The 13,632-nt window shown below is 68.2% G+C and carries 9 protein-coding genes; 3 read left to right on the top strand and 6 right to left on the bottom strand.

Going from position 1 to position 13,632, the window contains the following annotated elements:
- Position 1: 1 nt before the first annotated feature.
- The 3 genes from AB0J95_RS22015 to AB0J95_RS22005 all read right to left on the bottom strand — a co-directional run bounded on the left by AB0J95_RS22015 (position 2) and on the right by AB0J95_RS22005 (position 7,162).
- Positions 2 to 3,397 (bottom strand): alpha-glucuronidase family glycosyl hydrolase, encoded by a 3,396-nt coding sequence (locus AB0J95_RS22015; RefSeq protein ID WP_364760576.1) that lies wholly within the window; start codon positions 3,395 to 3,397, stop codon positions 2 to 4.
- Positions 3,398 to 3,447: 50 nt separating this feature from the next.
- The gene (locus tag AB0J95_RS22010) at positions 3,448 to 4,737 is read right to left on the bottom strand and encodes an SGNH/GDSL hydrolase family protein (RefSeq protein ID WP_364760573.1); all 1,290 of its coding nucleotides are present in this window, start codon (positions 4,735 to 4,737) and stop codon (positions 3,448 to 3,450) included.
- A gap of 604 nt (positions 4,738 to 5,341) precedes the next feature.
- Positions 5,342 to 7,162 (bottom strand): LamG-like jellyroll fold domain-containing protein, encoded by a 1,821-nt coding sequence (locus tag AB0J95_RS22005; RefSeq protein WP_364760570.1) that lies wholly within the window; start codon positions 7,160 to 7,162, stop codon positions 5,342 to 5,344.
- Positions 7,163 to 7,267: 105 nt separating this feature from the next.
- Here AB0J95_RS22005 and AB0J95_RS22000 point away from each other — a divergent pair, with 105 nt between their 5' ends.
- Positions 7,268 to 7,714, top strand: a complete 447-nt coding sequence (locus AB0J95_RS22000) for a nitroreductase family deazaflavin-dependent oxidoreductase (protein WP_364760567.1) — start codon at positions 7,268 to 7,270, stop codon at positions 7,712 to 7,714.
- A gap of 2 nt (positions 7,715 to 7,716) precedes the next feature.
- Here AB0J95_RS22000 and AB0J95_RS21995 read toward each other — a convergent pair whose 3' ends face one another.
- The gene (locus AB0J95_RS21995; protein ID WP_364760564.1) at positions 7,717 to 8,433 is read right to left on the bottom strand and encodes a hypothetical protein; all 717 of its coding nucleotides are present in this window, start codon (positions 8,431 to 8,433) and stop codon (positions 7,717 to 7,719) included.
- A 503-nt stretch (positions 8,434 to 8,936) separates the two neighbouring features.
- Here AB0J95_RS21995 and AB0J95_RS21990 point away from each other — a divergent pair.
- Positions 8,937 to 9,479 (top strand): hypothetical protein, encoded by a 543-nt coding sequence (locus AB0J95_RS21990; protein WP_364760561.1) that lies wholly within the window; start codon positions 8,937 to 8,939, stop codon positions 9,477 to 9,479.
- A gap of 13 nt (positions 9,480 to 9,492) precedes the next feature.
- Complete coding sequence (locus AB0J95_RS21985) at positions 9,493 to 9,816, top strand: hypothetical protein (protein ID WP_364760558.1); 324 nt, start codon at positions 9,493 to 9,495, stop codon at positions 9,814 to 9,816.
- On the opposite strand, the gene AB0J95_RS21980 is transcribed toward AB0J95_RS21985, so the two are convergent.
- Entirely contained in the window at positions 9,811 to 10,431 is a 621-nt protein-coding gene (locus AB0J95_RS21980; RefSeq protein WP_364760555.1) for a hypothetical protein, read from the bottom strand. The two genes, AB0J95_RS21985 and AB0J95_RS21980, sit on opposite strands and share 6 nt — an antisense overlap.
- A gap of 34 nt (positions 10,432 to 10,465) precedes the next feature.
- Positions 10,466 to 13,558, bottom strand: a complete 3,093-nt coding sequence (locus tag AB0J95_RS21975) for a DUF4132 domain-containing protein (protein WP_364760553.1) — start codon at positions 13,556 to 13,558, stop codon at positions 10,466 to 10,468.
- Between the last annotated feature and the right edge of the window lie 74 nt (positions 13,559 to 13,632).

The raw sequence follows: 13,632 nt of genomic DNA, 5'->3' as shown, positions 1-13,632 counted from the left end.
GTCAGCGGATGCGGTCACCGCGGCTTTCGATCCGGAAGTAGTCGAAGGCCACGTTCAGGTCCCTGGACGTTCCACCCCGGTTGAAGGCGACCAGCCCGGCACCCTGCGGCGCAGCGTCCAAAGTGGAGGATCCCAGGAACTTGTAGACGGTCCCATCGCCGGAATAGTAAGCCTTGTAGGTGTTGCCAGCCTTGGTGAGCTTGAGCCACACGGCGCCGGACGGCCCGACGATCCGTTGCGCGTCGGATCCGGTGACCTGCAGGGTGGTCGCGACGCCTGCCTGTTCGCGGAGGAGCACGACGCGGCGTTTGTCGACCGGGGCGCTCGCGTTCCCCATCTCCCAGGCCAGTTTCACGTAGTTGTCGTCGTCGGCGTAGGCGATGACGCCACCCTGCTCGTTGTTCTCGGCGACCGGGCGGGAGAACACGATCCGGGTCTGCGCCGACCAGTCGCCGTTCACGTCCTGCAACGCCACGTTCCGTGCGGTGTTCACTCCCTCCTGCAGGTCGCCGGTCTGCGACGTGATCACGAGCGATCCGTTGCCCAGCCGCCAGGTCTCGCTGTCCGGTCGCACCCATCGCCACTGTGATCCCAGCTGCGCTGAGGTGAACTCGTCACTGCCCCGGATCGCGGTGTCGAACTCCACGGTATAGACCGAGGTCGCGGGGCCGTTCGTGACGGTGATCTTCGCCTGCGCCGGTGTCTGTTCGATGTGGACGCTGGCCGCCCGGTCGTTCGCGGCGGCGTCCACCTTCGCCGCGGCACCGGCTTTCGGCAGAACGGCGTGGTAATCAAGGATGTTCGGAGCGAAGGACGCCAGCTGCCGGCCGTTCACCTTGAGGCTCTTCAGGGTGGTGTCAGGCACCATCGTGAAGACGTAGTCCTTGACGATCGGCCCGAAGTAGCTCTCCCCGGTGACTCGCACAACAGCCCGTTCAGCGGACTGGGAAAGGATTTCGTAGCGCACACGCGGATCGGCCGGGATGACCTTGCTGATTCTCGTCGACCCACCGGCGGACACCGGGATCGTGTACGACGAGGCGGACAAGTCGAACCCGCCCACCGTTCGACCGTTGACCACGATCTTGATCGACAGCGGCCCGTCGTCAACGGGATTGGCGCGGCCACTGAACTCCCGCCAGTAGTTCACGCAGGTGTCCCGCCACGCGGCCGCATCGGTTTCCTGGGCCGCGAGCTTCGCCTGGACCTCCGCGAACCGGCGCGCGTCGATGTACGGCCGCAGGGAGTCCCAGGTCTGACGCATCCAGGTGACGTACTGGACGCCCACCTGGTAGCGGTAGACCAGCTCGTCCCAGAAGATCCGGCCGCTGCGCATCCGGTGGTCCCACGGCACGTGGTGGAACCACATCATCAGGTTCTCCGGGACCGTGTCGATGTTGCCGTACTTCGCCGCCAGCACAGGGAAATACTGCGCGACGAAGTTGCTTCCCGTGGCGGACCTGTCATATCCCAGGCCGGCGCTGTCCGCCTTGTTGTAGTACACCGGGCTCCAGTCGTCCTTGATGAACCACTCCGCCGGGTTCGGTCCATAGTGGTCACTGGACCGGAACTGGTGCGCGATGCCAAGCGGGGTCTGGTAGTTCACGAGCGCTTCCCGGGAGCCCATCATCATCCGGACGATCGTGTCGACCACGTGCGACCGGTTGCTCCAGGTCATCCGGACCCAGTCGTCCGCGATACTCCGCGAGTCAAGGGTCCAGTTCCAGGCCAGCCGGCCGAACGCGAACAGGTTCGCCTGCGAGAAGTGGTGGCCGGTAAGGTTGTCCGCGTTGCCCAGGTTGGCCACGCCCACGATGGCGGTGTCCCGCTGGCCCTGCGCGGTTCCGTCCACAATGTTCCCCACCAACCGCTTGCCCAGCAACCGTCCCTGGGCGTCCGTGGCGTACGTGTCGGTCTTCAGGACCTCCTCCCACATGGGCGCCAAGTACGCGAGCATGGTGTTCTGGCCCGTGTACTCCTGGGTGACCTGCAGCTCGATCGCCTGGTTGGTGTTCTCCATGCGGCCGAACATCGGGTGGACCGGTTCCCTGGCCTGGTAGTCCAGCGGCCCGTTCTTGGTCTGCAGGAACACGTTGTCCGCGAACCGGCCCCGCGTCCCGTCCGGCTGGACCTCGTCGTCGATGTGGCCGAACTCCAGATACGGCCGCTTGAGCCGGTCGTTGTCCACTTCGGCGTTGTAGACGAACGTGCGCCAGTAGATCATCATCCCCAGGGGCGCGATCGCCGCGGCGATCCCGTTCGCGCCGTCGCCGTGGTCGTACCCGAAGTCCTGTGGTCCGGGCTGGCCTTCGGAGTTGGCCTTCACGGTGAACCCGATGAAGTCCGGGATGGCCGCTTGTAACTGCCGTGCCCTGCGGTTCCACCAGCCCTGGAACTCGGCGCTGTACGGGTTGAGCTGCTGGGGCGTCAAGGTGTCCGGCGCGAACCGCTGATCCGTGGGTGCCGCGTAGTTGATCGACACGGCGATCCGGATTCCATAGGGCCGCAACGCATCGGCCAGCGCGGCTTCCTGCTCGATGTACGCGGGTGTGAGGTAGGCGGTGTTGGCGTTGACGTTGTTGATCGTGATCCCGTTGATCCCCACCGATGCCAGCGACCGCGCCGCGACGATGTACCGGTCGAGGATGACGGGCAGGTTCTTGCCGGCGCTGGCGCCGGTGGCGGCGAAGTCGAAGATGGCACCGTTTTCGCCGTTGAGCCCGCCTGTTCCGGTCGCGTTGTTGCCCGCGTAGAGGCGCTCGGTCTCCCAGTAGTTCAGGTGGCGGTGCTTGACCTTCGGCGTTTCGAGGATGGTGAGGTTCGTGACCGGTTTCTGCGTCTGCAGCAGCCGGAGGAACGCGTATGACCCGTACAGGGCGCCGAGGTCGGTGTTGCCGGCGATGACGGTGAACCGTTGCCCGCCTTGGACGACCGAACGGATCACATACCCGTCAGTGCCCGCGGAAGCCAAGTCCTGCACGGAGATGGACCGGCTCACGGCTGTCGAACTGCTGCGGGTTCCCACGATGACGGCGCCGTCGCGCGGGCGAGTCTCGACCGGGACATCCCGGCCGAGCAATCCGTCCAGCCCCCGGTCCAGCTCGTCCCTGGCCGCTGCCAACGTGGTCCGCGCCAGGTGCTCGGCCGATCCTGGCGCCATGGCCAGGTTCGGGGTGTGGCGGTGGACCTCGTCGCGATCGGCGTTCTCCACGACGATCGAGCCGATCGTCCGCCGGTAGCTGTGCAGCAGACCCGGGTCGCTCACCGGCACGTAACGCAGCCACATGCTGGACCCGTCATAGGCGTCCGCCGGTGCGGCCTGCGCGGGCACGGCCGTTGTCAGGCCGATGAGCATCACGAGCACCGGGAAAAGCCGCCACGGTGAGCCGGATCGCATCGCAGGTTCCTCCTCGCTGGTGGCCGCACTGTCCGATGTGGATCGGTCCGCTACCGCAGCAGGGAGGCGGGGACCGCATCGGCGAGCACCTTGTACCCGAACGGGTTGAGGTGCAGGTGGTCTCCGTCGTCGACACTGGGCAGCAGCCGCCGGGCGTCGGCCGGATCACGCGTCACGGCGTCGAAGTCGATGACGGCGTCGAACCGGTGGCTTGTCCGGATCCACCGGTTGACCGTCTGCCGGGCCGTTTCCCGGGTTCCGGCCGGGTCGTCGTAGGCGGTGTTGCCGCCGAACGGCAGCAGGGTCGCGCCGTAGACGCGGATGCCTTGGGCGTGTGCCCGGATGATGATCTGGTCGTACGCGCCGATCAGGTCCTCGGCGATGTCCTGTTGCGAGGCAGCGTCGGCCGGGGCGGTGCCGATGTCGTTGACGCCTTCGAACACGACCAGCCACCTGACCCCGCTCTGCGCAAGGACATCGCGGTCCAGCCGGGCCAGCGCGTTCGGGCCGAGGCCGTCGTTGAGGACCCGGTTGCCGCCCGCGGCCTCGTTCAGCACGGCTGTCCCGTCCGTCGCTGGGCGCGTCTGCAGCCGGTCGAGCAGCTGGTCGGGCCAGCGGTTGTTCAGGTTCGTGGTGGAGCCACGGCCGTCGGTCAGCGAGTCGCCCAGCATGACCGCCGCACCGGTGGCGCGCCTGGTGAGCACCTCGGCACCGCTCAGGAAGTACCAGTGGGCGACGGAGGTCGCGCCGGGCAGGTCACCGTCGGCGCGGTGGTCGCCGGTCGTCAGGTACGACGTCGTGCGGGATCCGGGGTGGGAGGTGATGCTGTTCGACGCCTGCCCCTTCGCCAGGTACATCGTGACCGTGACGTTCATCCGTGGCGCGGGGGCGAAGCCGATCGGATCCGACACCACCTGCGCGCCCACCGGAACGTCCACAGAGGACTTTCCCTGGAACGTCACCGCTCGTGTGCTGCCTGGCTGAATCGCGCTCACACCGGCCAGCCCGCCCGCCGGAACCGCCAGCGACACCCCGGTGATCGGCAGCACCGCACCGCCGAACGCGTTGGAGAACCGCAACCTCAGGTCCTGGCCGCCCGTGGTGACCCGGATGGTCTGCCGCAGCGTACTGTCCGCCAGCACCAGGTTGTCCTGGGTGAACGGCGGTGGCGGCATGTTCGCCGGTTCGGTGAGTTGTGGCATCGCCGTCCACGTATGCACCCACCTCGCGGACCCTTCGGCGTCGGCCGCGCCGCCGCCCACCGCATTCGCCGCCACCAGGACGCCCGCCGTGACCACACCGGCCAATCCCAGGCAGACAACCGAAAACCTGCCGGCCATCGCGTGCGCCTCCCGCCCTCGGCACCGGGGAAACCGAAACTTTCGAAGCCTTTGCGTGACAACCGTTCCCGAACGTAGAACCGCCTCGCCGTTCCCGTCAAGCAGTCACCTCAAGGCCTTGTGCGTCGAAACTTTCGAACCGGCGAGATCGTCGAGCGACCGACCGCCCTGCGCGGACAAGCGGATCAGACATCCAGGCCTGCCTGATGGCCACAGCTGTCCCAACAGGACTATAAGTATTTTTCCCATGTTAAGGGGATGGAGCCGGCGGCACAGTAGGCGCGGCCCGCAACGCCGGGTGTCGTTCGGCAGTCCGAAAGGTTCCTCCTCTGATGGTTCGCGCAATCACCGGCGTCGTGCTGGCTGGCGCCATCCTGTTCGCCAGCGCCTGCGGTTCCGCTGACGCCAAGGCAGACTCGGCGCCGCCCTCCGGGCCGGCTGCCGATGCCAAGTCCTCGGCGAAGCAGATCAACAAGACGTCCGTACGAGCCAAGGCCAGGGTGGGTGGACGGACACCGGCGAGAAACCGCTTGGTGTCTGGGAACTCTGAGCAGCGCCCTGACCCGCAACCGGGCCAGGGCGCGATGTACGCCAGCTCCGAGTATCAGCGTCGGCCGGTCAGGAACTGGTCCGGGCGCAGTGCGCGGGCGACGATCCGGGTGTCGCCGAGCCAGCCGTAGAAGCCCTGGCCGTACTTCAACGCGAACTGGGTGCCGCCGAGGGCGAACGGGCGGCCGAGGGTCGTGATGCCGCGCGACTCCTCGGCGGCGTTGCGCGCGATCTTCGAGCCGTCCACGTACATGACGGTGTGGTGGCCGTCGTTGACGACCGCGATGTGCGTCCAGCGGCCGGCCGGCAGGGCGTGGCTCCAGGACGTGGGATCGGCGTCGACGGTCACCGGGTAGACCACGAACTGCAGGAACCGTTCCCCGGACACGTTGAGGCTGCAGGTCGGTTCATCGGGGGACCAGCCGCTGTGCTTTCCGGCGTCGCCGCTGCGGCCCTCCCAGCTCAGGATGCCCATGAACGCGTGCTGCCCGGCGAACGGCCCGGGCAGCTTGATGAACGTCTCGATGGTGTACCCGGACTCGAACTTCGCGCTGTTGAGCGGGGCGGTCGCGGACGTGCGCAGAACCGCGCCGCGATCGGGGGACTGGCCGCCGTCGAACCGGAGGCTGGCGTGCGCCGGTTGGCGTTCGTCGTGGTCGGCCGACCAGGTCAGCACATCGGGCGTGCTGTTGTTCAGCCGTTCCATCCGCAGGTCGTTGCCGTTGCCGGACAGATCCCGTGCAACCGCTCCCACCGCGACCGGTCCGTCGGCGACCGGGAACCCCTCCTTGTCGAAACGCCAGTACGCCACCGTGTCCCGCACGAGCACGGCGCGCGCCGGTCGCGGTGGTGGCAGGACCGGTGGGGCGAACCTGGCGAACCGCTGGCGGAAGTCGATCTCCACACTGAACCGGTCGGCCGGGCCGGTGAGCTCCAGGTTCTCCGCCGCGAGCTGGGCCGGGTCGCGTTGTGCGAGCAGCCATGGCGAGAACGTCTCGACGTCGATGACGTTGCGCGCCAAGTCGAACGAGTACAGCCGGAGCATGCCCGCGCCACCGTAGTAGCGGTCCTGGTAGTTCGTGATATGCAGGTGCACCGCGTTGCCGTGGTCGTTGGTGAGCGTGGTCCGCCCGGGCGGCCAGAAGTGCCCGTTGAGGGTCAGGAAGATCTGGTCGTTGCGGCGGATCAGGTTGTCCCACAACGTCTGTCCATACTCGGACAGGTGCGCGGCGCCGTCGTCACCGGCCCAGACCAGCTCGTGCGTGGTCAGGATGACTGGCAGGTCGCGGTGCGTGTCGATCACCTGCTGCGCCCACTGGACTCCCTTCGCGGACAGCCGCCAGTCCAACGCCAGCAGCAGCCAACGACGGCCCGCGGCGGAGAAGATGTGGAAGCTGTTGTAGCCATCCGGCGACGACCCGCCGTACGTGGGCATCCGGGTGAACCGGGACGGGCCGAACGTCCGCAGGTAGGGCGTGTCACTGCGTTGGTCGTCCCCGCGAACGTCATGGTTGCCAGCCAGCACGCTGTAGGGCAGCGCGCGGTCGATCGTCGCGAAGACCTTGTCGGCGGCCTGCATTTCCTGGCTGGTGCCGTGTTCGGTGACATCCCCGAGGTGGGCCATGAACACGATGTTCGCCTCGCTCCGCCGTCGGTCGAGGTAGCGCAGCGTCTCCCGGACCGGCTCCGGATCCGAGCCGCCTTCGTCCAGCAGGTACTGGGTGTCGGGCAGCACGGCGAGGGTGAATCGCGGGCTGCCGGGATCGGTCTGGCGGGCAGAAAGCTCATCGGCATCCGCCGTGCCTGCGGCAATGGCAGAAGCGGCGACTGGTGTGCCGATGGCCGCTTGGAGCAATGTTCTTCTGGCGACGTCCATGGCCGGGAACCTATGGGTCCGGCACGAACATCCGGTGAACCCTGCGTGATCGATCTACTGTGGACTCAGTGGTCCGGACCATCGGCCGCATGTACTGTCGGGTGGGTGGCCAGGAAATACGAGTACGGGACACTCAGGAAGGCGGGCAACGCCGCGATCAGCGCGTTGCTGCGCGCGGGCGTGGCGCCGCGCAGCTACGTGCTGCTGACGGTTCGGGGCAGACGCACCGGCCGGCCGCACACGACACCGGTCCGGCTGCTGAACTTCGACGGCGGCGAATGGCTTGTGGCGCCGTACGGAGACGTCGCGTGGGTGCGTAACGCACGGGCGGCGGGCGAGGTGCAGCTCCGGCACGGGCGTCGCGTCCGAACGGTAAGCGTGTTCGAGAGCGACGCCGCGCAAAGCGGTCCGGTGCTGAAGGAGTACGCCCGCAAGGAACCCGTGACCAGGCCGTATTTCGACGCCAAGCCGGGTGATCCGGTCGATGCCTTCACCGCGGAGGCGGCCCGGCATCCGGTCTTCCAGGTCGCCGAACCGCCCAACCCCGCCTGACCTCACCGCGACAGGGGCTCGTACACCTGGACGCGAGCCTGCTGGACGGGCTGCTGCGGCTTGGCGCGGTCGAACCGCCACCATGGCCGCAGGTACGAGTCCTCCGCGACCTTGTCGAGGTGGTGGAAGATCGCCACAGCGCTCGCGACCGGCCACAGCAACGAGATGGCCGCCGCCCCGAAGATCCCCCAGAACCGGTAGACCTGGCCCAGGAACCGGAACTTCTGGAACCTGTTGAGCCACCGGAACCTGCCGACGAACCACTGCTTCTCGGGTGGCAAGGACGGCATCTTGAGGCCCAGCGAGTAGTACTCGCGGACATCCCGCCAGAACCTGGCCGGCCCGGCGTGCCCGTGCAGTTCCCGGAACACCCGGCGCGCCACCGAGATGCCCCAGATCTCGCGGACCGGCATGGTCAGCAACCAGCCGATGGAGATCAGGGTGTACGTGGTGAGGGTCATCGAGACCAGCTGAAGCCCGTACAACGCCGTGCAGATCACGAACAACGGCACCGCTAACCGGGGCCAGCTGTGCCGCCGGGTCAAGGCCTTCTTCAGGTCGACGACCGGAGTCCGCTCCTGACACGCCTGCGGGTCATACCTGACGTCCGCGGCGCGGAGCACGACGACACCGCTCCACAGCACGTTGACCAGGCTGCTGCCGAGCACGATGAACCCCAGCCACAGCCACGGAAGGTTAGTGAAGAACCAGTCCACCATGCGCTCGCCGTCCCTCCTTGCAGCCACCCATGCCATCAGCGTCATGCACACCGGACGCAATGTCAAGACACAGTGTCCGGACAGTGTGTCCGGGTAGGCCCGCTGGCTGTTTGCGGTCGTGTCGGGCTCGGCCGCGAAGGTCTGCCGTCGGCAATCGCGCCCTGGGAGGCGCGGGTGTGGCGGTAGCGCACCGGGCCGGTTCATGCGGTGTCCGGTCATGTGAGGCCCTCGCGATCGAGAGGGAGGGCTGAACGCGAAGGTCCACTCGCGGCGGACGGCCGCCGGGCGCGCTGAGCCGGGCGGCGTCCATCTGGGTGAGGACGTTCGGCCCTTGCCTATGACCGTGCCCGGATCCGGTCCTAAGCCACTGGCGTGCCACTCAGGTCAGGCTGTTGGCTGACGGGGTCAGCTGAACCGTCAGCGAGGGGGCTCTCGTGCACGGACAACCTTGTCACCGCTCGATTCTCGGACTCGACGTCGAGGGGTCGACCACACGCACGAACATGGGCAGGGGCCGGTTCCGGTCCGACATGTACGACCTGCTCCAGTCCGCACTGGGGGCGGCGGGTATCGCACCCCAGCACCACGACCCGCTGGTGGACCGGGGCGACGGTGTGCTTGCACTCATCCATCCCCATGACGACATACCCAAGACCATGCTGCTCACCACGGTCGTCCCGGCGCTTGCCCGGATGCTGGCCGAGCACAACGCACACAACCCGCATCGGTCCTTCCGTCTTCGCGCGGTCCTGCACGCCGGAGAGGTACACCACGACTCCCGAGGTTGCTATGGCGAAGACCTCGACCTCGCCTGCCGCCTGCTGGACGCCCCCGCGGTGAAACACCACCTGGAGCAGTCGATCGCGCCCGTGGTTCTCGTGGTGTCCGAACACATCTACCACTCGGTCATCCGGCACGGTTATGACGGCATCGACGATCTTGAGTTCACGGCAAGCGTCGACATCCGGCTTGGCGGCAGGATGCTGCAGGGAAGGCTACAGCTGGCACCTACCGTCCAGTCCCTGCCCGCGCTGCTGGCGGGCTAGTTACGATCCCCGCGTGTACCGACGCGATGAACGAGCCGCGAGATACCAGCCGAAGTTGCTGCCGGTGCGGTCACAGGACGTCGACGAGGGCTACCGTCTCATCGGCCCGGACGGCTCGCTGACCGCGATCGTCGAGCACGTGCACTGGGACGACAACCACCCAGCAGGCCCGGACACCCATGTGGTGATCTCGTTCGAAGACGGCGTCCAGCGCGAGTTCCCCTTCGGCGTCGAACTGACCGCCGTCTGGCACACCGATGAGGTCACGCCGGACGAAACCAGCGCCCACATCCCCGCCAGCTGGGGATCCCAGCCCCGGTCCATGCCAGGCCTATAGCTGGGGCGCCGAGCGGGTTGACGGACGGCGGTCTTGGATCGTCAGGGTTTCGGCCCGAAGGGTGCCGGAGCAGGTGTCGCAGGAGGTGCCGCCAGCCCGCAGACGCTCCGGCGAGGTGGAGATGACCGAGCCGGGCGCCAGGAAGGTGGCGTCGAGGTCGAACGTGACGCCGGTTCCGTCGACGGTTCCAGGGCAGGCAAACGGATTTGCGGCCGTGGCAGTGGTCCCGGTGAGTTCCTGCCGCCAGCCGCGACCGCCGGCCCGTACTTCGATGAGCGTGTGGCGGCTGAGCGCGGCGGCGGCCGCCAGGGCAAATCTTCGTTTGCAGAGAAGGGAATCGTAGAAGCCCGGCTGCGGCTCGCCGAGATCATCCAGGAGCGGCGGCAGGTCGTCGGTGACCGTGAACCGCAGGTCGCCGACGATCTCGATGTCGACCATGCGGTGAGCGCCACCGCCCGCCGGATGGAGAGCGTCGTCGATGACGGCGCGAAGGATGTTCGTGGCCAGATCCGGATTGTCGCGGGCGACCCCGAAGCACATCTCGGTGCGCTTGCGGACCGCATCCTGCAGCGACACCACGATGATGTCCGCGCTGGTGTAAGCCCTGCGATCCACGTGCCCTCCCCAGCAATGCAGGCGAAAGTCCAGTCTAGGCCTCCTCGAGTGTGCGCAGGGACCGGATCAGCTCTGAGCGGGTGACGAGTGGCAGGTCGCTGAACACCCCGAGTTCGCCCGCGGCGGACTCGAAGGTGATCTCGGTGATCGTCTGCCCGGGTTCCGCCTTCGGGTCCGTCACCGCGGACAGGCCCGGATCGATGGTCAGCACCACGCGTCCTTCCGGGCCGAACGCGCGGAACAGTTGATGGCGCATGGCGGCGTGGCCGGTCGGCCCCCATTGCCAGCCCCGGCGGAGGAGGCCGAACAGCCGCGCGGCCTCGACGGTGCACTGCCAGTAGGTCGATGGGTCCTCGCCGGGAAACACCGCCCGCCCGGCTTGGCTGAACGGCTGCTCACCGCGTTGGGCGAGCCAGACCGCCCACGGGGCGAAGTCGTCGGTCGCGGGGTGGGCCAGCCGGATCCAGGTGCCGTCACCGATCAGCCCGCCGTCGGGGCCGACCAGGTCGCCCAAGGCGTCGATGACGGCAGTGCGGTCGTCGAGCGCCCACACGAGCCGGCGGGCGAACCGGCCCAGCAGCGGATGCCCGGCGATCCGGGTCCGGAAGTCGCCGGCGGTCCACCGGCGTTGCACGACCATCGCCTCCTCAAGACGGGCCGCCTGGTCGGCGATGACCGGTTTTGCCTTGCGGCGCCTGCTGTTCCACGCGGACGCCACGGCCTTCTCGTCCTCGTTGGCAGCCTTGGGCACCGTGCTCAGCCGCTGTCCGGACGGGTCCCGCAGGACGAGGTCGCCCTTCTCGCCGAGCTCGACCACATAGGACACCCCGCGGTACTCGACCGGATCACCGTCGAGGCCGAGATCCGGCGCCAGCAGGTCGTCGAGCTGTTCGGGCAGCAGCCCGCGGTTGGCGGCGACCCGGTCGAGCGCGGCGGCGGCGTGGCTGCGCAGCGGTCCGGACTTGGCGTTGCGCGCCAGCGCGGACAGGTGGCCGATGGCCCGGTCGGAGTTCATCGCGGCGAGCACGTCCGCCCCGCGTTTCGCTCGTGGCGCCGCCCCTTCCGACGGCCACGCCCGGATCCGCGGTGCGAGCCGGTCGGCGATCACGTCGTCACCGAAGTAGCCGAGGGCGTTCATGGCCCACACGTCTTTGGAGGGCCGGTCCTCGGCCTCCCAGAGCCGGTAGAGCGACCACACGAACGCCGACAGGCTCGCCGGATCACACTGCTCGGCGACCACCCGGAGACCCTCGTAAGGCATGTCGAGCTGCGACATCGCGATCATGCGCAGCAGCGCGGTGACAGGTTCGACGGGCAGGGCGTACTCGCCACCGGCCAGCAGCACTTGCGGGAGGTGACGGGGGTCCGCCCACTTCGGCACGGCCGGGATCTTGGCCGGGACGAGGTCGAGCGGGTCGCGGGCAAGGAACGTCTCGACGGCCTCGACACAGCCGAGTTCCTTGGCCGCGGCGCGCACATCGTCCGCGTCGAGACGGCTGAGCGCGAGCGCCGCTGTAATCGATACCGTCATCGAATTCGCTTGTGCCGCACCGAGGGCGGCCGGGATGAGCAGCGCGGCGGCAGCGGCGCCGTGGCGGGTGAACCATTCCTGCGCGACCGGGCGGAACTGACGGGACCGCGTCAGCCATTCCGCCATCAGCTCGGCGACCTCGACGGCAAGGTAGGGCATCAGCAGCCGCGCGCCCACGACCGGTTTCTTCCGCGCCAGCCGCAGGAAGGGCGCCAGCGCGTCCAGTTCGTACTTGGCGACCACCACCTGCGGCGCCTCGAGGTAGAACGAGGCCGACTCGGCCTGCCAGCGGGCCAGCAGCGGACGGACGAGGTCGTCCGGCGCCCTGATGTAGAACTCAGGCGGCGCAATGCCTTTCTCGGCGAGCGGGAGGTGCACGAGTGTCCGGTCGGCGGTGAACGCCCGCCAGTCGTAGGCCCAGCGTTCCTGTTCACCGTCCTGCCACACGATCCGCGGTTCGGTCGTGAGTGGAGCGACCTTGACCGGTGGGGGTGGTTTACGGCGCCAGGGCGGCGAGGCGAGCAGCACCGGGACGGCCTCAGGTGCCGCGTCCGGCTTGCGGGTGAACAGCTTGGCCTCGGGGACATCCGGGTGCCTGCGCACGTGGCTGAACAACAAAGCGTCGATCATGTCGCCGTCCCGGTGGGTGCCGAGCAGCCGCGCCGCGCGCCTCGGGAACAACTCGGCCGCAGTGCGCACCGCAACCGGCACGTCCGGCAGTTCCAACCGGTGCAGCAGTCCGTCGAACGCCGCGTCCGCCGGGATCCGCGTCAGCACACTGAGCGCATCGCGCCGAGCCTCGGCCTCCCAGCGCGACTGGTCGAGCCAGCGGATCAGCAGTGGCACCACGTCGTTTCCGACCGCGTCATACGCGGTGACGAACTGCTCCAGCGACGTCGCCCGCCACCGGGACAGCTGCTCGACCGTCGCCATGCTGTAGAAGAGCAGACCGACCGATCCCCGGTAGTTCGGCGGCAGATCGTCGACATCCGCGTCCGCCCACCCGGGCCGGGCGGGGACGAGATACGAGGTGACGATCCGCTGGCGCAGCAGCCCGTCGCGAAATGGGGCCAGCGCGGCGATCGTGCTGTCGTACACGTCCTGCGGTGCGATGGCCAGCATCGACCGCAGCTGCCGCGCGGCGTCCGTCCACACGGAATACTGGCCGTCCGTGGCCTCGTTGTGGCGCAACAGGGGCGTGCTCTGGTCAGCGGTGAACCGATCGACAACGAAGTACCCGCAGCTCGCCACGAACGCGGCCGCCGCATGGGCGAGCCCGCGGCCGGCCACGAGGTCATCGATCGGCGCGAGTGACGAGCCGTACGTGATGGCTCCGCGCTCCGGGTGCGGTGCGAGCGCCAGCAGAACGCCGTCAGCCTCGATCCCGCCCCGCGGCAACCTGCTCAGCGCGGGATCGGTGTCCGCGTGACGGAGAGTGCGCTCGCGGATGTCCGGCACGTCCACACCAGGTGCGGCGAGCTTCGCCACGTTTTCGTGCTCGGTGCCGGGCAACTCGAGCGCCGATATCCCACCACGGCGCGGGTGCACGGCATGACGCCACGCGTCGGGGATGTCGATCTCGTCCTCGTCTGACATGCGCGCCATCATGCCCGACGGCACCGACAAAACCGCGCTACCAGGCATGACTCCGTGCGAAGCGCGTCCGGACA

Source organism: Actinocrispum sp. NPDC049592 (assembly GCF_040675465.1).
In the GTDB taxonomy this organism is placed as follows: Bacteria; Actinomycetota; Actinomycetes; order Mycobacteriales; family Pseudonocardiaceae; genus Kibdelosporangium.
This window is presented reverse-complemented; position numbering and strand designations above follow the sequence as displayed.

Coding starts and splice junctions, on each gene's coding strand:
- AB0J95_RS22015 (WP_364760576.1), bottom strand. CDS start 3,397: ATGCGATCCGGCTCACCGTGGCGGCTTTTCCCGGTGCTCGTGATGCTC.
- AB0J95_RS22010 (WP_364760573.1), bottom strand. CDS start 4,737: ATGGCCGGCAGGTTTTCGGTTGTCTGCCTGGGATTGGCCGGTGTGGTC.
- AB0J95_RS22005 (WP_364760570.1), bottom strand. CDS start 7,162: ATGGACGTCGCCAGAAGAACATTGCTCCAAGCGGCCATCGGCACACCA.
- AB0J95_RS21995 (WP_364760564.1), bottom strand. CDS start 8,433: ATGGTGGACTGGTTCTTCACTAACCTTCCGTGGCTGTGGCTGGGGTTC.
- AB0J95_RS21990 (WP_364760561.1), top strand. CDS start 8,937: ATGGGCAGGGGCCGGTTCCGGTCCGACATGTACGACCTGCTCCAGTCC.
- AB0J95_RS21975 (WP_364760553.1), bottom strand. CDS start 13,558: ATGTCAGACGAGGACGAGATCGACATCCCCGACGCGTGGCGTCATGCC.